General features: G+C 72.2%; 18 protein-coding genes. 13 read left to right on the forward strand and 5 right to left on the reverse strand.

Annotation, left to right across the window (positions count from 1 at the left end; translation table 11 throughout):
* Positions 1–16: 16 nt before the first annotated feature.
* Together ADK41_RS35005 and ADK41_RS35010 are read right to left on the reverse strand one after the other, a co-directional pair.
* Entirely contained in the window at positions 17–934 is a 918-nt protein-coding gene (locus ADK41_RS35005) for a carbohydrate kinase family protein (RefSeq protein WP_030820872.1), read from the reverse strand.
* Entirely contained in the window at positions 931–2010 is a 1080-nt protein-coding gene (locus ADK41_RS35010; protein ID WP_051842990.1) for a LacI family DNA-binding transcriptional regulator, read from the reverse strand. The genes ADK41_RS35005 and ADK41_RS35010 overlap by 4 nt, the downstream gene beginning before the upstream one ends.
* Before the next feature lie 389 nt (positions 2011–2399).
* Between ADK41_RS35010 and ADK41_RS35015 the strand changes: the two genes are divergently transcribed.
* Positions 2400–2819: a Rieske (2Fe-2S) protein gene (locus tag ADK41_RS35015; protein WP_030820878.1), complete on the forward strand. Its 420-nt coding sequence runs from the start codon at positions 2400–2402 to the stop codon at positions 2817–2819.
* 24 nt (positions 2820–2843) lie between these two features.
* On the opposite strand, the gene ADK41_RS35020 is transcribed toward ADK41_RS35015, so the two are convergent.
* The 3 genes from ADK41_RS35020 to ADK41_RS42345 all read right to left on the reverse strand — a co-directional run bounded on the left by ADK41_RS35020 (position 2844) and on the right by ADK41_RS42345 (position 4814).
* Entirely contained in the window at positions 2844–3791 is a 948-nt protein-coding gene (locus ADK41_RS35020) for a hypothetical protein (protein WP_030820881.1), read from the reverse strand.
* An 88-nt stretch (positions 3792–3879) separates the two neighbouring features.
* The gene (locus tag ADK41_RS35025) at positions 3880–4341 is read right to left on the reverse strand and encodes a hypothetical protein (RefSeq protein ID WP_063756477.1); all 462 of its coding nucleotides are present in this window, start codon (positions 4339–4341) and stop codon (positions 3880–3882) included.
* 305 nt (positions 4342–4646) lie between these two features.
* Positions 4647–4814, reverse strand: a complete 168-nt coding sequence (locus tag ADK41_RS42345) for a hypothetical protein (RefSeq protein WP_167353505.1) — start codon at positions 4812–4814, stop codon at positions 4647–4649.
* Positions 4815–4971: 157 nt separating this feature from the next.
* On the opposite strand from ADK41_RS42345, the gene uvrC reads away from it, so the two are divergent.
* From uvrC to ADK41_RS35085, 12 genes are all read left to right on the forward strand, one after another.
* Positions 4972–7059: an excinuclease ABC subunit UvrC gene (gene uvrC, locus ADK41_RS35030; RefSeq protein WP_030820884.1), complete on the forward strand. Its 2088-nt coding sequence runs from the start codon at positions 4972–4974 to the stop codon at positions 7057–7059.
* The gene (rapZ, locus tag ADK41_RS35035; RefSeq protein ID WP_030820889.1) at positions 7056–8063 is read left to right on the forward strand and encodes an RNase adapter RapZ; all 1008 of its coding nucleotides are present in this window, start codon (positions 7056–7058) and stop codon (positions 8061–8063) included. Before uvrC ends, rapZ begins: the two co-directional genes overlap by 4 nt.
* A complete protein-coding gene (locus ADK41_RS35040) occupies positions 8060–9127 on the forward strand; it encodes a gluconeogenesis factor YvcK family protein (RefSeq protein ID WP_030820891.1) in 1068 nt (355 codons plus the stop codon). Before rapZ ends, ADK41_RS35040 begins: the two co-directional genes overlap by 4 nt.
* Complete coding sequence (whiA, locus tag ADK41_RS35045) at positions 9118–10107, forward strand: DNA-binding protein WhiA (RefSeq protein ID WP_030820893.1); 990 nt, start codon at positions 9118–9120, stop codon at positions 10105–10107. The genes ADK41_RS35040 and whiA overlap by 10 nt, the downstream gene beginning before the upstream one ends.
* Before the next feature lie 145 nt (positions 10108–10252).
* Entirely contained in the window at positions 10253–13207 is a 2955-nt protein-coding gene (locus tag ADK41_RS35050; protein ID WP_030820895.1) for a M14 family metallopeptidase, read from the forward strand.
* A 226-nt stretch (positions 13208–13433) separates the two neighbouring features.
* Positions 13434–14441: a type I glyceraldehyde-3-phosphate dehydrogenase gene (gap, locus tag ADK41_RS35055; protein WP_030820897.1), complete on the forward strand. Its 1008-nt coding sequence runs from the start codon at positions 13434–13436 to the stop codon at positions 14439–14441.
* 159 nt (positions 14442–14600) lie between these two features.
* On the forward strand, positions 14601–15812 hold the full coding sequence (locus tag ADK41_RS35060; RefSeq protein WP_030820899.1) for a phosphoglycerate kinase: 1212 nt from the start codon (positions 14601–14603) through the stop codon (positions 15810–15812).
* Between the two features lie 5 nt (positions 15813–15817).
* Positions 15818–16594 carry a triose-phosphate isomerase gene (tpiA, locus tag ADK41_RS35065; RefSeq protein WP_030820901.1) on the forward strand — a complete coding sequence of 259 codons (777 nt, stop codon included), beginning with the start codon at positions 15818–15820 and terminating at the stop codon, positions 16592–16594.
* A gap of 158 nt (positions 16595–16752) precedes the next feature.
* Positions 16753–16983 carry a preprotein translocase subunit SecG gene (gene secG, locus ADK41_RS35070; protein WP_030224637.1) on the forward strand — a complete coding sequence of 77 codons (231 nt, stop codon included), beginning with the start codon at positions 16753–16755 and terminating at the stop codon, positions 16981–16983.
* A 221-nt stretch (positions 16984–17204) separates the two neighbouring features.
* Positions 17205–17540, forward strand: a complete 336-nt coding sequence (locus tag ADK41_RS35075) for an RNA polymerase-binding protein RbpA (protein WP_003957010.1) — start codon at positions 17205–17207, stop codon at positions 17538–17540.
* 107 nt (positions 17541–17647) lie between these two features.
* Positions 17648–19303, forward strand: a complete 1656-nt coding sequence (gene pgi / locus ADK41_RS35080) for a glucose-6-phosphate isomerase (RefSeq protein ID WP_030820904.1) — start codon at positions 17648–17650, stop codon at positions 19301–19303.
* Positions 19304–19393: 90 nt separating this feature from the next.
* Positions 19394–20347: a proline-rich domain-containing protein gene (locus ADK41_RS35085; RefSeq protein ID WP_030820907.1), complete on the forward strand. Its 954-nt coding sequence runs from the start codon at positions 19394–19396 to the stop codon at positions 20345–20347.
* Positions 20348–20481 lie beyond the last annotated feature (134 nt).

A 20481-nucleotide genomic window follows, 5' to 3' on the forward strand; every position in this document is an offset into this window, starting at 1 on the left:
ACGGCGCGTACGTGCGTCAGGCGGTCTCCGGCTCCAGTTCACGGGCGTACGGCGGCTCCGCGCCCGCGCGTGAGCAGGTGATCGCCGCAGCCCGCGCCGCGAAGCCGAGCAGGTCCGTCCAGCCCTCACCGCCCAGCGCGGCCACGCCCGCGTCACTGAGCGCGTCCCGCACGGCGAGGCCGTGCAGCAGCGCCGCGTTCACCGTGTCACCGGCACCGATCGTGTCCACCACCTCGACCCGCTCACCCGGCACGGCGTACTCGCCGCCCTCGCGGGTGAACACGGTCAGTCCGTCGCCGCCCCGGGTGACCACGACCGCCGCCGGGCCGGCCGCCAGCCACTCCTTCGGGGACCCGCCGAGCCACTCGGCGTCCTCCGCGGACAGCTTCAGCAGCGACACCGACGGCAGCCAGCTCCGGAACCGGGCCCGGTAGGCGTCCGGGTCGGGGATGAGACCCGGACGGATGTTGGGGTCCAGCGCGGTGAAGACGCCCCGTGCGGAGGCGGCGCGCATCAGCTCCTCGTACGCGCTCGCGCCCGGCTCCAGCACCAGCGAGCAGGTCCCGAAGGACACCGCGCGGGTCCCGGCCGGCAACGCGTCGGGGGCCGTGAACAGCCGGTCCGCGGTCCCCTCCACGTAGAAGGAGTACGCCGCCGAGCCGTCCGTGCCGACCGTGGCGACGGCCAGCGTCGTCGGCTCGTCGCCGCGCTGCACCGACGACACGTCCACACCGGTCTCCCGCAGCCGGTCCAGCAGCGCCGCACCGAAGGCGTCCCGCGACACCCGCGAGCAGAACGCGGCGGGGGAGCCGAGGCGGCCCAGCGCCACCGCCGTGTTGAACGGTCCGCCGCCGAGCGCCGGCGTCAGCGCCGCGAGCGCACCCGCACCGCGCGGTACCAGGTCGATCAGTGCCTCACCGGCTACGACGATCACGAGGGGGTTCCTTCCGTCGGGAGATCGGGACTCTTGGGCTGTTCGGTCCGCTCCGGTCCGTCCGGGCAGCCGCAGGAGGCGCGGTGCACGAAGGCGCACGGGAGCCGTTCGGTCCGCGCGGGACGGTCCGGCTCGGCGAGGCGGTCCAGGAGGACGCGCACGGCCCGGGCGCCGAGGTCCCTGCTGGGCTGCGCGATCGCCGTGAGGCGGGGGGTGAACAGATCCGCCCACGCGAAGTCGTCGAAACAGCACAGCGCGATGTCCCCGGGCACGGACAGGCCGTGCGCCCGCAGGGCACGCAGCGCCCCGATCGTCATGGCGTTGTTGGCGGTGACCAGCGCGGTGGGACGCGAACCGAGGGACAGCAGAGCGGTGGTGGCCCGCTCCGCGCCCGCCGACTCCGAATGGCCGTGCACCAGCAGCCGTTCGTCGTACGGCAGTCCGGAGGCGGCGAGTCCGTGCCGGTACCCGGTGATCCGCTCGGCGGTCGTGCTGAGCCCCGGCCGCCCCGCGACCAGGGCGATGCGGCGGTGGCCCAGACCGGAGAGGTGCGTGACCAGCCGGGCCGTCGGTTCCGTGCTCTCGGCGCACACCTGGTCGAAGCGGGGCCCCGCGTCGTCCTCCGGCATGTCGACCAGCCGGTCCAGGAAGACGGCCGGCACCCGGTGACGCCCGAGATAGGCGAGCAACGCGCGCGGCTGCGCGGAGGGCGCGACGATCATGCCCTCCACACGGCGCTCGTGCAGCAGTTGGACGACCTTGCGCTCGTGCGCCGGGTCGTCGTGCGGATCGGCGATGAGGAGGCTGTAGCCGTGCTCCAGGGCGGCGGCCTCGACGCCCTGGAGGATCTCCGTGAAGTACGGATTGCTGATCGCGGACACCGCCAGCCCGATCGAGCGGGTGCGGGACGTCACCAGGGAGCGGGCCAGGGTGTTGGGGGTGTAGCCGAGTTCCTCGACGGCGTCGAGGACGGCCCGGCGGGTGTGGGGGAGCACCGGGCGGGTGTCGTTCAGGACGTGGGAGACGGTCGCCACGGAGACGCCCGCGCTGCGTGCCACGTCCGCCATGGTCGCCATGGGGGGTCTCCTTCGACGCCGGTGCGCATCACGTACTGGGGTGGGACCGTATCCCATGCGGGGGGTGGGCGTAAACGCTTGCGCAATCGTTTGCGCAAGCGTTTGCGCCCGCGCGTCGGTGCGGGCCGGGGGAGGTCGCGCAGCCCGGCGCCGACGGGGTGCCGGCGCGCCCGCCCTCCCGACTTCGCTCGAGCGGTGGGACCCCCATGAGCGGGGACCCCCGTCGCCCCCGGGGGCACCTCCCGGACCCTCAGGGCGCTGGGGGAGGCACGACCGCCCGCGGGGGCGGGGCGGCTGTGAGGTCACCACCCGCCCGCGATCGGGGTGGTCAGCCCCGGTATCGTCCCCGGTGTCCAGACCCGCACCGCCGTCCCACCCGTGGAGCCCGCATGTCCGCCCGCCCCGCCGCGAGCCGCCGTACCGTCCTGCGGGGCGCGGCCCTCACCCCCGTCGCCGCACTGGGCCTCACCGCGTGCGGAAGGACCGAGGAGGGCCCCGCGCGGCTTACCGGCCCCACCGAGCTGGGCCCCGAGAGCGAGGTCGCCGAGAACGGCGCGAAGCTGTACCGGGACCACAACGTCGTGGTCAGCCGGAGCGCGGACGGCACCCTCAAGGCGTACGACACCGTCTGCACCCACGCGGGATGCCCCGTCAACAAGCTCGAGGGCACCAGGCTGATCTGCCCCTGCCACGGCAGCGAGTTCGACGCCACCACCGGAAAGGTGCTGCGCGAGCCGGCGGTGGCCCCCCTGAAGGCGATGGCCGTCGAGGTGAGGAACGGCACGCTGGTCGCCAAGCCGCAGACCTGACCGGGCTGACCGGCCGGACCGCGGTCAGTCCCAGTCCCAGGCGATCCCCACATGACCCGACCGCACGCGCGGTTCCACCAGGTGCACCGAGCGGTGCCGTTCGCTGAGCGCCAGCTCCTGGTGGCCGCCGCGCGGCGCCGCCGCCGAATGCTGGGTGAACCGGTGGCAGCGCACCGGGAGCACCCCGGAGTCGAAGCACACCTGGAGCGCGTACTGGCCGCCGGGGGACTCCGCCCCGCGCACGTACTCGCGCGAGACGCCCGCCGTGCCGTCCTCGACGGCGTAGCGGAAGAGGAAGGTGTCACCGGTCCGCAACCGGGTGTCGAAGAGCAGCTCGGCCGCGAGCACCCCGGTGTCGTGGTGCCAACGGACGCGTCCGGTACGGCAGTTCTCCAGGGCGTGCACGGTCATCCGTTCCGGCGTGGCCCCGGGGTCGCCGTGGTGGACGGCCACGTAGCGGTCGACGCCGTCCCGGTACGCGCGCACGATGTGGTGCGACTCGCGCTCCGCCAGTTCGCGGCCCGCCCCGATCCGTATCCGCTCGTGGTGCCCCAGGGTGCGCAGTCCGCCGTCGCGCGGGACGCCGAGTTGGGCCAGCAGCCGTTCCCGTACGCCCGAGGCCTCGACGAGGGAGCGGTGGGACCGCCCGGCGGAGTGCCGGGCCGGCGCGTGCTCGTCCGGCTCGGCGAGCAGTCGGATCAGCGACTCCTCCGGCAGTCGCAGGATCTCCTCCAGCGCCCGCACGGCGCGCAGCGACTCCGGACGCTGCGGGCGGCGTGCCCCCTGCTGCCAGTAACTCAAACTGGTGACGCCGACCTTCACGCCGTGGCGCGACAGATGGTGCTGCACCCGCTGCAACGGCAGTCCCCGCGCGGCGATCGCCGCCCGCAGGGCGACGTGGAAGGGGCCGCCGCGCAGGACCGAGTCCAGTTCCGCGGTGACGAGGTCCGCGTGCGGTGTGGCGTGCGGCATGCAGGGGCCTTTCTGTGAAGTCCGCGACGGCTGGTCGGGCCGTCGCGCGGGCACCCCGGAGCCGCCCCCCGCCGGCGCGGCGGAGTCTTCACATCCGTACGCCGTCGTCCAGGGCCCGGAGTTCCCCCGCATTGAAGCGTGTTGACCAAGTCCCGACAACACCTGACGCCCCACGGCGGGCCCCGCGGAAGCGGCCCGGGCCGCCGCTCGTGGTGAAGCCGCCCTGCCAGTGGCGTCGGACCTCCGCGGGGACGAGGTCCCGGGAAGCGCCCGCGATGTCTCCCGTGCGGAAGGACGGGGCCCGGGTCACCACGGCGTCGCCGGCGCGCCGCGCGCCCGGCTCGATCCCGAAGCCGTCGACGAACAGGTCGCCCCCCGGGCTGTACCGGAGTCCCGTGTCGTGCTCGACCGCGTACGCCTCCACCTCCCGGGCGAGCTCCGAGGGCACGCGGCCGGTCAGGCGGATTCCCCCAGGGGTGACCTGCGGCCCGAGCAGCCCGTCGACCAGCACGCAGGTCGGGCCGGCGCCTTCGGCGAAGGAGCGCTTCACCGCCGGCCGGCTCCGCCGCGGGCCGGCCCGCGGAACGCGACCCGCCACCGAGCGCGGCCGGTCGAGTGCCAAGCCCCCAGGGGGCGGTGCTCCGCGGTGAAGCCGTGTCCCGCCATGACGGTGACGGCCCGGCCCCGGCCCGTTCCGAAAGCCGGTGCTCCGACCGTCCGCCGGGGGCGCACCCCCACTGCTCCCGCTCGGAGTCCGCGGGCACCGTCCAGTGGTCCGTGCCCACGACCCGGTGACCGTCCGCACGGTCCGCCCGGCGCCGCCCGGCCGGGAGGGCCGAAAGAGGGGCGCCGGCCCTACGACGCGCCGCCCCCGTCCCGGCCCTCCCACCGCGACCGCAGGCGCTTCGCGCGCACGATGTCGGGATCGCGCGGGTCGAGGGAGCCGGCGGGACCGGACGTCTCGTCCGCGTACCGGCGGGTCCGGGCCGGCCGTCGTGGTTTCTCGATCCGCGTCTGTCGCATCCGACCAGCCCTCCGACTCGTGACCGTCCGCCGATCACCCGAGGGACGGACCCCCCACCTTCCCGTTTCCCGCACCCCGTAACCCATCCGGGCCCCTCCCGGCCCCCGCGTCCACAGGCCCGTCGCGGTGTCGGTCCCCGCCAGTAGGGTGTGAGACATGGCCGACCCCTCCAGCTACCGCCCCAAACCGGGTGAGATCCCCGACTCGCCGGGGGTCTACCGTTTCCGCGACGAACACCGCAGGGTGATCTACGTCGGAAAGGCGAAGAGCCTGCGCCAGCGCCTGGCGAACTACTTCCAGGACCTGGCCGGGCTGCACCCGCGCACCCGCTCCATGGTCACCACGGCCGCGTCCGTGGAGTGGACGGTGGTGTCCACGGAGGTCGAGGCGCTCCAGCTGGAGTACTCCTGGATCAAGGAGTACGACCCCCGGTTCAACGTCAAGTACCGCGACGACAAGAGCTACCCGTACCTCGCGGTGACGATGAACGAGGAGTTCCCGCGCGTGCAGGTGATGCGCGGTCACAAGAAGAAGGGCGTCCGGTACTTCGGCCCGTACACGCACGCGTGGGCGATCCGGGACACCGTGGACCTGCTGCTGCGGGTCTTCCCGGTGCGCACCTGCTCGGCCGGGGTCTTCAAGAACGCCGCCCGCACCGGCCGCCCCTGTCTGCTCGGCTACATCGACAAGTGCTCGGCGCCGTGCGTGGACCGCATCTCCGCCGAGGACCACCGCGGACTGGCCGAGGAGTTCTCCGACTTCATGACCGGCCGCACGGGCGCCTACCTGCGTCGCCTGGAGCGGCGGATGGCACAGGCGGCCGAGGAGATGGAGTACGAGCGGGCCGCCCGGCTGCGCGACGACATCGCGGCCCTGAAGAAGGCCATGGAGAAGAGCGCGGTCGTGCTCGCCGACGCCACCGACGCCGACCTGATCGCGGTCGCCGAGGACGAACTGGAGGCGGCCGTCCAGATCTTCCACGTGCGCGGCGGACGCGTGCGCGGCCAGCGCGGCTGGGTCACCGACAAGGTCGAGGAGATCACCACCGGCGCCCTCGTCGAGCACGCGCTGCAGCAGCTCTACGGCGAGGAGACCGGCGACGCGGTCCCCCGGGAGGTCCTGGTCCCCGCCCTGCCCGACCCGGTGGAGCCGGTCCAGCAGTGGCTGACCGGGCGGCGCGGCTCCGGCGTCTCCCTGCGGATCCCGCAGCGCGGGGACAAGAGGGCCCTGATGGAGACCGTGGAGCGCAACGCCCAGCAGGCGCTCGTGCTGCACAAGACCAAGCGCGCCTCCGACCTGACCACGCGCTCGCGCGCGCTGGAGGAGATCACCGACGCCCTGGAGCTGGACAGTGCCCCGCTGAGGATCGAGTGCTACGACATCTCGCACCTCCAGGGCGACGACGTGGTGGCCTCCATGGTCGTCTTCGAGGACGGTCTGGCCCGCAGGAGCGAGTACCGCCGCTTCCAGATCAAGGGCTTCGCGGGACAGGACGACGTCCGCTCCATGCACGAGGTGATCACCCGCCGCTTCCGGCGCTACCTCGCGGAGAAGGAGCGGACGGGGGAGTGGGCCGACGGCGGGGAGCCCGGCGCGGAGGACTCCTCCGCGGGCCTCGCCGAGCCGCCCGTGACCACCCTCACGGAGGACGAGGGCCGCCCCAGGCGCTTCGCCTACCCGCCGCAGCTGGTCGTCGTCGACGGCGGCGCGCCCCAGGTCGCGGCGGCCCAGCGGGCGCTGGACGAGCTGGGCATCGACGACATCGCGGTGTGCGGCCTCGCCAAGCGGCTAGAGGAGGTCTGGCTGCCGGGCGAGACCGACCCGGTGGTGCTGCCGCGCACCAGCGAGGGCCTCTACCTGCTCCAGCGGGTCCGCGACGAGGCCCACCGGTTCGCGATCACCTACCAGCGCGCCAAGCGCGCCAAGCGCTTCCGGGCCGGCCCGCTGGACGAGGTGCCCGGCCTCGGCGAGACCCGCAAGCAGGCGCTGATCAAGCACTTCGGTTCGGTGAAGAGGCTGCGATCGGCGACAATCGACCAGATCTGCGAGGTTCCGGGCATAGGCCGCAAGACGGCCGAGACGATCGTCGCGGCCCTCGACCGGGCGGCACCCGCCGCCCCCGCCGTCAACACGGCGACGGGCGAGATCATGGATGACACGGAAGAACCCGGGCAGACGACGGGTTCTCCCGGGGAGCCCGTCTCCACGGGCGCCCCGGACGAACGACGGGGGCAGGATCGATGACCGAGCACGAGACGGGACCCGCGCCGGAGCGGGACCGGACCCAGCAGGAGACGGGCGGGAGCGGGGCCGGCCGGACCGCCGCCCGCCAGGACGACGGAGCACAGGTGAGTACGGGCAAGGAAAAGGCCGGGGTGCCGGAGGCGGCCATCCCCGAGCTGGTGATCATCTCCGGCATGTCCGGGGCCGGCCGTTCGACGGCCGCGAAGTGTCTGGAGGACCTCGGCTGGTTCGTCGTGGACAACCTGCCGCCCGCGCTGATCCCCACCATGGTGGAGCTCGGCGCGCGTTCCCAGGGCAACGTGGCGCGGATCGCGGTCGTCGTCGACGTCCGCGGCCGGCGCTTCTTCGACAACCTCCGCGAGTCCCTCGCCGACCTCGACGCGCGGGGCGTCACCCGGCGGACCGTCTTCCTGGAGTCCTCCGACGACGCCCTGGTGCGCCGCTTCGAGTCGGTGCGCCGCCCGCACCCCCTGCAGGGCGACGGCCGGATCGTCGACGGCATCGCCGCCGAACGGGAGCTGCTGCGCGAGCTGCGCGGCGACGCCGACCTGGTGATCGACACCTCCAGCCTCAACGTGCACGAGCTGCGCGCCAAGATGGACGCCCAGTTCGCCGGCGAGGAGGAGCCCGAGCTGCGGGCCACCGTCATGTCCTTCGGCTTCAAGTACGGCCTCCCGGTCGACGCCGACCTGGTCGTGGACATGCGGTTCCTGCCCAACCCGCACTGGGTCCCCGAGCTGCGCCCGTACACCGGCCTCAACGAGGAGGTGGCGTCGTACGTCCTCAGCCAGCCCGGCGCCAAGGAGTTCCTCGACCAGTACGCGGAGATGCTGCGGCTGGTCGCCGCGGGCTACCGTCGTGAGGGCAAGCGTTACGTGACCATCGCCGTCGGCTGCACCGGGGGCAAGCACCGGTCGGTCGCCATGTCGGAGAAGCTCGCCGCCCGGCTCGCCGCCGAGGGTGTGGAGACGGTGGTGGTCCACCGGGACATGGGACGGGAATGACACCACGTACTCCGCGGCTGAGCCGGCTGCGCAGAGCGGTCCCCGAGGGGCGCGTGAGCCGGCCGGCCGAGACCCGTGGCGCGAGGCCGCGCCGCCGGGGCGCCCAGCCCAAGGTCGTCGCCCTCGGCGGCGGCATGGGCCTGTCCGCCTCGCTCGCCGCGCTGCGCCGGATCACCGGCGACCTCACCGCCGTCGTCACCGTGGCGGACGACGGCGGCTCCAGCGGGCGCCTGCGCGACGAGCTGGGCGTGCTGCCGCCCGGTGACCTGCGCAAGGCCCTGGCCGCGCTGTGCGGCGACGACGACTGGGGCCAGACCTGGGCCCGCGTCATCCAGCACCGCTTCCAGTCCCAGGGCGATCTGCACGAGCACGCGGTCGGCAATCTGCTGATCGTCGCCCTGTGGGAACAGCTCGGCGACCACGTCCAGGCGCTGGACCTGGTGGGCCGGCTGCTCGGCGCGCACGGGCGCGTGCTGCCCATGTCCGCCGTGCCGCTGGAGCTCCAGGCCCTGGTCAAGGGGCACGACCCCGAGCGGCCCGGCGAGACCGGCACCGTCCGCGGCCAGGCCACCGTCGCCCTCACCCCGGGCGAGGTGCAGTCCGTGCACCTCGTGCCGAACGACCCGCCCGCCGTCCCCGAGGCGGTCGCGGCGGTCCTCGACGCCGACTGGGTGGTGCTCGGCCCCGGCTCCTGGTTCTCCTCGGTCATCCCGCACCTGCTCGTGCCGGAACTGCTGGACGCCCTCATCGAGACCAAGGCGCGCCGGGTACTCTCCCTTAACCTCGCCCCGCAGCCAGGAGAAACCGAGGGCTTCTCCCCGCAGCGTCATATGGAGGTTTTGGGACGACACGCCCCTAAACTCGCCCTGGACGTGGTGCTGGCCGACGAGGCCGCCGTGCCCGACCGTGATGCGCTGACCGCCGCCGCCGAGCGGTTCGGCGCCACGGTCGAGCTGGCCCCGGTGGCCAGGCCCGACGGAAGCCCCCGGCACGACCCGGAGCTGTTGGCCGCCGCGTACGACCGTATTTTTCGGATGCATGGAAGGATCGGCCCATGGCGATGACGGCAGCGGTGAAGGACGAGATCTCCCGGCTCCCCGTCACCCGGACCTGCTGCAGGAAGGCGGAGGTCTCCGCCATTCTGCGGTTCGCCGGCGGCCTCCACCTGGTGAGCGGGCGCATCGTGATCGAGGCGGAGCTGGACACCGCGATGGCGGCCCGCCGCCTCAAGCGGGACATCCTGGAGATCTTCGGCCACAGCTCCGAACTGATCGTGATGGCGCCGGGCGGGCTGCGGCGCGGCTCGCGCTACGTCGTCCGGGTGGTCGCGGGCGGCGACCAGCTGGCCCGCCAGACGGGTCTGGTGGACGGCCGCGGCCGTCCGATCCGGGGCCTGCCGCCGCAGGTGGTCTCCGGGGCCACCTGTGACGCCGAGGCGGCCTGGCGCGGCGCCTTCCTGGCCCACGGCTCCCTCACCGAGCCCGGCCGCTCCTCCTCCCTGGAGGTGACCTGCCCCGGCCCCGAGGCCGCGCTCGCCCTGGTCGGCGCCGCCCGTCGGCTGTCGATCGCCGCCAAGGCGCGCGAGGTGCGCGGCGTGGACCGGGTCGTGGTCCGCGACGGCGACGCGATCGGCGCGCTGCTCACCCGGCTCGGCGCGCACGAGTCGGTGCTGGCCTGGGAGGAGCGCCGGATGCGCCGCGAGGTGCGCGCCACGGCGAACCGGCTGGCCAACTTCGACGACGCCAACCTCCGCCGCTCCGCCCGCGCGGCCGTCGCCGCCGGCGCCCGCGTCCAGCGCGCCCTGGAGATCCTCGCCGACGACGTCCCCGAGCACCTCGCCGCGGCCGGCCGGCTGCGGATGGAGCACAAGCAGGCCTCCCTGGAGGAGCTGGGGGCGCTCGCCGACCCGCCGCTCACCAAGGACGCCGTGGCCGGCCGGATCCGCCGGCTGCTGGCGATGGCCGACAAGCGCGCCGCCGACCTGGGCATCCCGGGCACGGAGGCCAACATCGGCGAGGAGCTGGACGACAAGCTGATGGTCTGACAGGCCGTCAGGAAGCCGGCGTCGACGCCCACTCGGGTGACCGGCGCCGGTTTTCCGTGTCGCGACGGCGCCCTTGACTCGATCATGTTGTGTCATGAGCCTGGCATCTGTTCGCCGCCGTGGCGGACCACTCCCAGGGGGGCACATGAGACACAGAGCGAGATCGATCCTCGCTGTCGGCACGCTCCTGCTCGGCGGAGCGGGCTTCGCGCCCATCGCCCAGGCACGACCCGCGGGCCCCGCGGCCTCGGACACCGACGAGGTCAAGGTCTTCCGCGCCGACGTCACCAAGGCGCAGGTGTCCCTGCTCCTCGCGGCGGGGCAGGACGGCCACGAACTCGGTGAGCGGGTGCCCGACCGGGGCACGGCCACCGTGGAGGTCTACCTCACCGACGGACAGGCCGAGAAGCTGGAAGAACAGGGCGTCGAGCTCACCGAGCACGCGCTCTCCGCCCGGGCGGAGACCCGCGTCCAGGACGCCGCCGAAGGCGTGTTCCGCCCGTACAGCGGAGCGGGCGGTCTGCGGGAGGAGATCCTGCGCACCGCGCGGGAGAACCCCGACCTCACCAAGGTCGTCTCCATCGGCAGGACGGTCAGGGGCCAGGACATCCTTGCCCTGAAGCTCACCAAGAAGGCCGGGAAGACGAAGGACGGCGCCAAACCGGCCGTCCTCTACATGTCCAACCAGCACGCGCGCGAGTGGATCACGCCGGAGATGACCCGGCGGCTGATGCACCACTACCTGGACGCGTACCGGACGGACAAGCGGATCAAGAAGATCGTCGACACCACGGAACTGTGGTTCGTCCTCTCCGCCAACCCCGACGGCTACGACCACACCTTCGCCGACGACGCCAACCGCCTCTGGCGCAAGAACCTGCGGGACGTCAACGGCGACGGCGCCATCGGCACCGGCGACGGCGTCGACCTCAACCGCAACTTCCCCTACAAGTGGGGCTACGACGACGAGGGCTCGTCGCCCAACCCCACCAGCCAGACCTACCGCGGCGCCGCCCCGGGCTCCGAGCCCGAGACCAGGGCCATCGACGCCTTCCAGAAGCGCATCGGCTTCACCTACGGCATCAACTACCACTCCGCGGCCGAACTCCTCCTCTACGGAGTCGGCTGGCAGGTGGCCACGCCGACCCCCGACGACGTCCTCTACGAGGCCCTCGCCGGCACGCCCGGCAACTCGGCGATCCCCGGCTACCACCCGCAGCTCTCCTCCGAGCTGTACACCACCAACGGCGAGGCCGACGGCCACGCGGCCAACGTCAACGGCATGGCGATGTTCACCCCGGAGATGTCGACCTGCCAGACCGTCTCCGAGGCCGACCCCGACGACGAGTGGAACGCGAGCGACTGCCGCTCGGGCTTCAACTTCCCCGACGACGAGAAGCTGATCCAGCAGGAGTTCGCGAAGAACGTCCCGTTCGCGCTCTCCGTCGCCGAGACCGCCTCCCACCCCGACCGGCCGTCCTCGTCCGTCGGCCTGGAGGCCGCGGACTTCACCCCGTCGGCCTTCGGCACGTCGTACGCGCGCGGCGCCGACCAGGAGGTCTCCGTCGTCGTCCGCAAGGCCGTGCGCGACAAGGAGCTGAAGTACCGCGTCAACGGCGGCCGTACGCACGACGTGGACCTCAGGCCCTGGAAGGGCGGCGAGCGCTACGGCGGTGAGGACAACCTCCACTTCGACGAGTACCGGGCGAAGGTGAGGCACGGCGAGCCCGGCGACAAGGTCGAGGTCTGGTTCACCGGCGAGGCCCGCCGCGGCGGGAGGGTCTCCAGCGAGCACTTCACCTACACCGTGGCCGAACGCCCCCGCGCGGACGTCCTGGTCGTCTCCGAGGAGGGCGCGAAGGCCGCGCAGACGCAGAAGTACGTCGACGCGCTGAAGGCCGACGGCCGCCGCGCGGCGGTCTGGGACGTCGCCGAGCGGGGGGCCCCGGACGCGCTCGGCGTGCTGAGCCACTTCGACACGGTCGTCCACCACACCGGCGCCGGCGCCCCGGGCATCGCCACCCAGCTCCAGCTGCGGGCCTTCCTCAACGAGGGCGGCCGGCTGGTCGAGGCGGGCGAACAGGCCGGCGGCAGCGTCGACCTCGGCGGCGGCGCCCTGTCCGACGACTTCGGCCAGTACTACCTGGGCGCCTACTCCCGCACCTCCACCTCCGGGGCCACGGCGTTCACCGGCTCCGGAAGCCTGGGCGGCTTCACCGGCCCGCTCGGCGACACGCCCGGCAACCCGCTGGACGGGGCCGGCACCTACGGCGTCACCTCCGACGAACTGCCCGCCGAGCGGTACCCGCGGTTCGCGAGCGCCGGCGCCGGGCAGTTCCCCGGCACGGTCAACCCGTACGGGCCCTACGCCGGCTCCTCCATGGCCGCCGCCGTGCACACCGACGACGGCTACAAGCGCCTCACCCGCACCATCGATCTCACCGGCACCACCGCGGCCGACGAGCCCGCCCTGCGCACCCAGTTGCTGTGGGACACCGAGCCGGGCTACGACCACGTCGTCGTCGAGGCGCACACCACCGGCGCCGACGACTGGACGACCCTGCCCGAGGCGGGCGGCGCGAGCCGCACCACCGTGCCGGCCGAGTGCGCGGCCGGGTTCTACATCGGCGAGCACCCCTGGCTGGAGCACTACCTGACCCTGGGCGACGACGGCTGCGCCGCGACCGGCACCACCGGCGCCTGGAACAGCCTGACCGGGTCCTCCGGCGGCTGGCAGCGGGTGGAGTTCGACCTGAGCGCCTACGCCGGGAAGACGGTCGAGGTCTCCCTCGCCTACGTCACCGACCCGGGCAGCGGCGGCCACGGCGTCCTCGCCGACGAGACCTCGCTGGTGACCGGGGCGACCGCGGCCGACACCGAGGGCTTCGAGAGCTCGCTCGGCGCCTGGACGGTCTCCGGACCGCCCGCGGGCAGCCCGGCCGTCCTGAAGGACTGGACGCGCACCGGAGAGCTGTTCCGGACCTACGCGGCGGTCACCACCGGCGACACCGTGCTGCTGGGCTTCGGCCTGGAGCACCTCACCTCCGCGGCCGAGCGGACCGCACTGCTGAGGAAGGCGCTGGCCGCCCTGGACGGGTGACACCTCGCGTCAAGGCGCGCTGACGGTCCGTGACGAGATCGGGTGACGACGGACCGCCGGCCCGGGCGGTCCGTACCCTACTGACGGGTACGGGCCGCCTCGCCGGGTATGGGCTACTCGATGTCACGACCGGGGCCCCGGAGAGGTAGGGTCGACAGTGGTCGGGGACATCCCAAATACAGCTCGCCGGCACATCGGGCCGGCGTACCAACGAGGAGATCGGTTCGTGACGATCCGCGTAGGCATCAACGGCTTTGGCCGCATCGGTCGCAACTACTTCCGCGCGCTGCTGGAGCAGGGCGCGGACATCGAGATCGTGGCTGTCAACGACCTGGGTGACACCGCGACCACCGCCCACCTGCTGAAGTACGACACGATCCTGGGCCGCCTCAAGCAGGAGGTCTCGCACACCGCCGACACGATCACCGTCGACGGCAGGACGATCAAGGTGCTCTCCGAGCGCAACCCCGCCGACATCCCGTGGGGCGAGCTGGGCGTCGACATCGTCATCGAGTCGACCGGCATCTTCACCAAGAAGGAAGACGCCGAGAAGCACATCGCCGGCGGCGCCAAGAAGGTCATCATCTCCGCCCCGGCGAAGAACGAGGACATCACCCTCGTCATGGGCGTCAACCACGAGCAGTACGACGCGGCCAACCACCACGTCATCTCCAACGCCTCCTGCACCACCAACTGCGTGGCGCCGATGGCGAAGGTCCTCGACGAGAACTTCGGCATCGTCAAGGGTCTGATGACCACGGTGCACGCGTACACGAACGACCAGCGCATCCTGGACTTCCCGCACAAGGACCTGCGCCGCGCGCGTGCCGCCGCCGAGAACATCATCCCGACCACCACCGGTGCCGCCAAGGCCACCGCCCTGGTGCTCCCGCAGCTCAAGGGCAAGCTGGACGGCATGGCCATGCGCGTCCCGGTGCCCACCGGCTCGGTCACCGACCTGGTCGTGGAGCTCTCCCGCGAGGTCACCAAGGAAGAGGTCAACGCCGCCTTCCAGAAGGCCGCCGAGGGCGAGCTCAAGGGCTACCTCGAGTACACCGAGGACGCGATCGTCTCCTCCGACATCGTCAACGCCCCGGCGTCCTGCACCTTCGACTCGTCCCTGACCATGGTCCAGGACGGCAAGAGCGTGAAGGTCATCGGCTGGTACGACAACGAGTGGGGCTACAGCAACCGCCTCGTCGACCTGACGGTCTTCGTGGGCAACCAGCTCTGATCGCGGAGCGGGCAGCCTGATATGAGTGCAGGGCTCGGCCGGTGCGGTGACGCGCCGGCCGAGCCCTGACGCACGTATCGGAACAGCCGCCCTCTTTCGATCACGAGCGATCACGAGCGATCACGTCGCTGAACACGTTGCTCTAGCCAGGGAGTCCCCATGAAGACGATCGACGAACTCCTCTCCGAAGGCGTCGCGGGCAAGCGGGTCTTCGTCCGCGCCGACCTCAACGTGCCGCTGGACGGCACCACCATCACCGACGACGGCCGCATCCGCGCCGTGCTGCCCACCGTCGAGGCCCTCGCCGAGGCGGGCGCCCGCGTGGTCGTCGCCTCTCACCTGGGCCGCCCCAAGGGCGCCCCGGACCCCGCCTTCTCGCTCGCCCCGGCCGCCACGCGCCTCGGTGAACTCCTCGGCGCCGACGTCGCGTTCGCGACCGACACCGTCGGCGAGTCCGCCGGCGCCACCGTCGCCGGCCTGGCCGACGGACAGGTCGCGGTCATCGAGAACCTGCGCTTCAACGCCGGCGAGACCAGCAAGGACGACGCCGAGCGCGGCGAGTTCGCCGACCGGCTCGCCGCCCTCGCCGACGTGTACGTGGGCGACGGCTTCGGCGCGGTGCACCGCAAGCACGCCTCGGTCTTCGACCTCCCGGCGCGGCTGCCGCACTACGCCGGTCACCTCATCGCCACCGAGGTCGGCGTCCTGAAGAAGCTCACCGACGAGGTCCAGCGGCCCTACGTCGTCGCCCTCGGCGGCGCCAAGGTCTCCGACAAGCTCGCCGTCATCGACGAGCTGCTCGGCAAGGCCGACCGCATCCTCATCGGCGGCGGCATGGCGTACACCTTCCTCAAGGCCCAGGGCCACGAGGTCGGCACGTCCCTCCTGCAGGAGGACCAGATCCCGGCCGTCCGGGAGTACCTGGAGCGCGCCGAGAAGAACGGCGTCGAGCTGGTGCTGCCGGTCGACACGCTGGTCGCCGCGGAGTTCCCCGACATGAAGACCAAGGCGCCGTCCCACCCCGCCAACGTCGCCGCGGACGCCGTCCCGGCCGGCCACATGGGTCTGGACATCGGTCCGCAGACCCGCAAGCTGTACGCCTCGAAGCTCGCCGACGCCGCCACCGTCTTCTGGAACGGCCCCATGGGCGTCTTCGAGCACCCCGATTACGCCGAGGGCACCAAGGCGGTCGCCCAGGCCCTCATCGACTCCCCGGGCTTCACCGTGGTCGGCGGCGGCGACTCCGCCGCGGCCGTCCGCATCCTGGGCTTCGACGAGCAGGCATTCGGCCACATCTCGACCGGCGGCGGCGCCTCCCTCGAATACCTCGAGGGCAAGACGCTCCCCGGCCTCGCCGCACTGGAGGACTGACCTCAATGACCACCCGCACGCCGCTGATGGCGGGCAACTGGAAGATGAACCTCAACCACCTCGAGGCCATCGCCCACGTCCAGAAGCTCGCCTTCGCCCTCGCCGACAAGGACTACGAGGCCGTCGAGGTCGCCGTCCTGCCGCCCTTCACCGACCTGCGCTCCGTGCAGACCCTGGTCGACGGCGACAAGCTGAAGATCAAGTACGGCGCCCAGGACATCTCCGCGCACGACGGCGGCGCCTACACCGGAGAGATCTCCGGTCCGATGCTGGCCAAGCTGAAGTGCGCCTACGTCGCCGTCGGGCACTCGGAGCGGCGCCAGTACCACGCCGAGACCGACGAGATCGTGAACGCCAAGGTGAAGGCCGCCTACAAGCACGGCATCACCCCCATCCTCTGCGTCGGCGAGGAGCTGGAGGTCCGCGAGGCGGGCAACCACGTCGTCCACACCCTCGCCCAGGTCGAGGGCGGTCTGAAGGACCTTCCGGCCGAGCAGGCCGCGACGGTCGTGATCGCCTACGAGCCGGTGTGGGCCATCGGCACCGGCAAGGTCTGCGGCGCCGAGGACGCGCAGGAGGTCTGCGCGGCCGTCCGCGGCAAGCTCGCCGAGCTGTACGACCAGGAGCTGGCCGACAAGGTCCGCATCCAGTACGGCGGGTCGGTCAAGTCCGGCAACGTCGCCGAGATCATGGCGCAGGCCGACATCGACGGCGCCCTGGTCGGCGGCGCCTCGCTGGACGCCGACGAGTTCGTCAAGATCGTTCGTTTCCGCGACCAGTGAGCCGCAGGGGCCCGACACCGGCCGGGAGCGCCCCGGAGGCGAACCGACGGGCCGGGAGTAGGCCGTAGCGACGATCCGTCGTACCCTTGCGGGGTCCAGCAGCATGCTGGGCCCCGCGTCGTCCATCCGCATCCGAGGAAGTTGGTCCAGCCGTGGTTCTGGGGTTCTCCATCGCCCTGATCGTCTTCAGCCTGCTGCTGATGCTGCTGGTGCTGATGCACAAGGGGAAGGGCGGCGGCCTCTCCGACATGTTCGGTGGTGGCATGCAGTCCTCCGTCGGCGGCTCCTCGGTCGCCGAGCGCAACCTCGACCGGATCACCCTCGTGGTCGGTCTGCTCTGGTTCGCGTGCATCGTCGTGCTCGGCATCACCATGAAGATGAACAACTGATCCGAGGGCGCGCCACGCACCCATTTCCCAAGCATTCCGCACGTAAGGCCCCATGTTCGGTACGCGCCGCTGAGCGCGGCCTATCATGGGGCCTGCGTCTGGATACGGGGGCGGTAACTCCCCACACTGGACGTGCGTTGGGCCTTACGTAGACTGAGGCGCTCGCAGCGAAGCGGAACGCCGACTCGCTTCGCGGCACCATCACGCAGGGAGTTACGACCGTGGCAAGTGGCAACGCGATCCGGGGAAGCCGGGTCGGGGCGGGCCCGATGGGCGAGGCCGAGCGCGGCGAGTCCGCGCCCCGGTTGCGCATCTCCTTCTGGTGCTCCAACGGGCACGAGACACAGCCGAGCTTCGCGAGCGACGCGCAGGTGCCCGATACCTGGGACTGCCCCCGCTGCGGATTCCCGGCCGGGCAGGACCGCGACAACCCGCCGGACCCGCCGCGCACCGAGCCCTACAAGACGCACCTCGCCTATGTGCGGGAGCGGCGCAGCGACGCGGACGGCGAGGCGATCCTCGCCGAGGCGCTCGCCAAACTGCGGGGCGAGATCTAGACCGGTCCGCTTCGGATTCCCTCGGTCTTCTTCTTCCGTCCTGTTCACCGCTGATCAATTAGGTTGGGGACAGCGGGGCCACCCAAGGAAGAAGGCTGAAGTCCGAGATGAACGCAGACGGTCGTACCAGGCTCAATCAGACGCCCGAGTGGACCGCACTGGCCAAGCACCGCGAGGAGCTCGGCGAGGTGCGGTTGCGCGAGCTGTTCGCCGCCGACCCCGGCCGCGGCACCGGGTACACCCTCCGGGTCGGTGACCTGTACGTCGACTACTCCAAGCACCTGATCACCGACGAGACGCTGCGGCTGCTGCGGGAGTTGGCCGCCGCCACCGACGTGTCCGGACTGCGTGACGCCATGTTCCGCGGCGAGCGGATCAACACCACCGAGGACCGGGCCGTCCTGCACACCGCGCTGAGGGCCCCGCGGGACGCGGTGATCGAGGTCGACGGGGGGAACGTCGTCCCGGCCGTGCACGCCGTCCTCGACAAGATGGCCGACTTCGCCGGCCGCGTCCGCTCCGGCGAGTGGACCGGCCACACCGGCAAGCGCATACGCAACGTCGTCAACGTCGGCATCGGCGGCTCCGACCTCGGCCCCGCCATGGCGTACGAGGTGCTGCGCGCCTTCACCGACCGCGACCTCACCGTCCGCTTCGTGTCGAACGTGGACGGCGCCGACCTGCACGAGGCCACCCGGGACCTGGACCCGGCCGAGACGCTGTTCGTCATCGCGTCCAAGACCTTCACCACCATCGAGACGGTCACCAACGCCACCTCCGCGCGGACCTGGCTGCTGAACGCCCTCGGCGGGGGAGAGGAGGCGGTCGCCAAGCACTTCGTCGCCCTGTCGACGAACGCCGAGAAGGTCGCCGAGTTCGGCATCGACACGGCGAACATGTTCGAGTTCTGGGACTGGGTCGGCGGCCGCTACTCCTACGACTCCGCGATCGGCCTGTCGCTGATGATCGCCATCGGCCCGGACCGCTTCCGGGAGATGCTCGACGGCTTCCGCCTCGTCGACGAGCACTTCCGCACCGCCCCCGCCGAGTCCAACGTGCCGCTGCTGCTGGGTCTGCTCGGCGTCTGGTACGGCAACTTCCACGACGCGCAGTCGCACGCGGTACTGCCGTACTCGCACTACCTGTCGAAGTTCACCGCCTACCTCCAGCAGCTCGACATGGAGTCCAACGGCAAGTACGTCGGCCGGGACGGGCGCGAGGTCGAGTGGCAGACGGGGCCGGTGGTGTGGGGCACACCCGGCACCAACGGGCAGCACGCCTACTACCAGTTGATCCACCAGGGGACGAAGCTGATCCCGGCGGACTTCATCGGCTTCGCCGAGCCCGTCGCCGAGCTGAGCGACGAACTCAAGTCCCAGCACGACCTGTTGATGGCCAACTTCTTCGCCCAGACCCAGGCCCTCGCCTTCGGCAAGACCCCGGACGAGGTGCGCGGCGAAGGGGTGCCGGAGGAACTGGTCCCGCACAGGACGTTCAAGGGCGACCACCCCACGACCACCATCCTCGCGCGGGAGCTGACGCCGTCCGTGCTCGGCCAGCTCGTCGCGCTCTACGAGCACAAGGTGTTCGTGCAGGGCGCGATCTGGAACATCGACTCCTTCGACCAGTGGGGCGTCGAACTCGGCAAGGTCCTCGCCAAGCGCGTCGAGCCCGCCCTCACCGAAGGAGCCGACGTGCCGGGCCTGGACGCCTCCACCCGGGCCCTCGTCGCCACCTACCGGGAGCTGCGCGGCCGGCGGTGAGCACGGCGCGGGGAAGCGGGCGGCCGGGCGCCGTCCGCTTCCCGTAGAATCCCCCGCGATCATCGCGGCGAGCGCTCGGGGGAGTACGAAGTGGCACGTGCGTCCGGAAGGTGGACCGGCGGAACGCTGAGGGCCCGGACCTTCCTGAAACCCCATCACGTCGCGAGGGCGGTGTTCCACCCCGCGTGGATCCCGCAGCCGCTCGACCCGTCCATCGAGCGGCTCAAGCGCTTCAGGGTCATCGCCGGAGCGGTCGCCTCCATCGGCGTCTACACCGTCCTGGAGGGCGGCTTCGACGTCACGGAGCTGCTGGAGAACGCGCTGACCGCCTCGGCGGTGCTGCTGCTCCTCACCCCGCTGACGGTCGGCGTGATGCTCTTCGTCTGGCGGCGCACCGGCACCGTGCGCCGGCTGCGGGCACCGCTGCTCGACTCCCTGAAGCTGCTCCTGCTGTTCATCGGCTGCGTGGTCGCGCTGGTGCTGCTGGTGCAGACGACGAGCGGGTCGGGCAGCATGCTCGTGACCCTGGGCGGCGGCCTGACGATGATGTGGATGATCGTCTTCGTGATCTCCGGAGCCGTACGGGTGAGCGGCAACTTCTTCGGCACGGCCGCCGTGCACCGCTGCCTGCCGGCCCTGCTCGCCACGGTGACCAGCTGGCTGATGGCGATCCCCGACCTCGTCACCGGCGATCTGCACGGGCTCGGCCTCACCATGGGCGTCGTCTTCGTCCTGGGCGCCCCGGTGACCGTCACGGCGATCGCCCTGGCGGAGGCGGGCCGGCTGAAGCGGCGCTACGGCATCCGGCTGGGCGCCCACCCGGCCGGCCCGCCGCCGGTGCCGGGCCCCGTCCCGCCGGTACCGCCGGCGGGACTGCCCCACGTACCGCCGCAGGGGAACCCGTACGCTCCGCACCCGCGGCACCCGTACGTCCCCGGCGCGGGCGGCAATCCCTACGCGCCCGGCACGGGCGGGAACCCGTACGCCGGGTCTCCGCAGCCGCCGTCCCACCCGCAGCGTCCGCACGGCCTCCACGGCGGCTGACGGGACCCCGGCGCAGGGCGCTCGGCCACCGCGCTCAGCGTGTCCGCGCGGATGGACCAGGGGAGGGAGCGAGTGCGGGACCCCCCACCCGGTCGGTGGCGCCGGCGGTCGTGTTCTTCGCGTTCCAGCGGCAC

It is taken from the genome of Streptomyces caelestis (genome assembly GCF_001279005.1).
GTDB lineage: Bacteria > Actinomycetota > Actinomycetes > Streptomycetales > Streptomycetaceae > Streptomyces > Streptomyces heliomycini.